Source organism: Parendozoicomonas verongulae (assembly GCF_009711465.1).
GTDB classification, from domain to species: domain Bacteria; phylum Pseudomonadota; class Gammaproteobacteria; order Pseudomonadales; family Endozoicomonadaceae; genus Sansalvadorimonas; species Sansalvadorimonas verongulae.
In genome coordinates this window covers 1-624 of record NZ_SMME01000359.1, presented here as the reverse complement: position 1 = coordinate 624, position 624 = coordinate 1, and the positions used below count along the sequence as shown (strand labels likewise).

1 protein-coding gene is annotated in these 624 nt (G+C 53.4%); it reads left to right on the top strand.

The window, feature by feature from the left end; translation table 11 throughout:
- Positions 1 to 34 precede the first annotated feature (34 nt).
- A partial coding sequence (locus E1189_RS00685) for a SidE phosphodiesterase domain-containing protein (protein ID WP_155158213.1) occupies positions 35 to 624 on the top strand: 590 nt, incomplete at its 3' end.

Genomic DNA, 624 nt, shown 5'->3' with positions numbered 1-624 from the left:
AGTAAGGTATGGCCGAAGTCCGGACGAGACCTTCTTGTCCTCAAGGGTTGTAAGCCTCTCTATCGGTCACCAGCCCGGGCTTTCCATAACAGAACAATCCCCCCTGCCTGCCCCTTCAGAGCCGCGCTTTTTTGAAGTGGCGCAAATGCTGGTACACCGTTTCCATCACGAGCCTTTGCCTGGTCAGACACGGGCCGTCAACAAGATTGCCCGCCCTGTCCACGGGGCGATGCATCAGTGCCGGGCTGCCATGTGGATTCCTGTGTTGCTTTCAGTTCGTAAAGAGCTGAACGATCCTGAGGCTATCGCATTTCCAGCAGAGCAACTTTCTTACGTTATGTATGCAGCCATGCTCCATGACTCCGGCCGGTTGGGGGAGGGGGCAGACAGCCAGGAATGGGAGCAGAAGAGTGGCGAAAACTGTGAGGATTTTCTCCTGTCCATGGGCTGTCCTTCTGAGCTGGCGGCCCGTTGCAGAGACGCCATTATTAATAAAGATGGCCGCGTTACTCAGAAAAAAGATCTGATAACCCGGTTGATTCATGATGCGGACTGTCTTGAGATCATGCGGGTTCCGGAGGGGAATGTCTTCGATATTGGCGAATTGGATCTGTTTAAAGATTT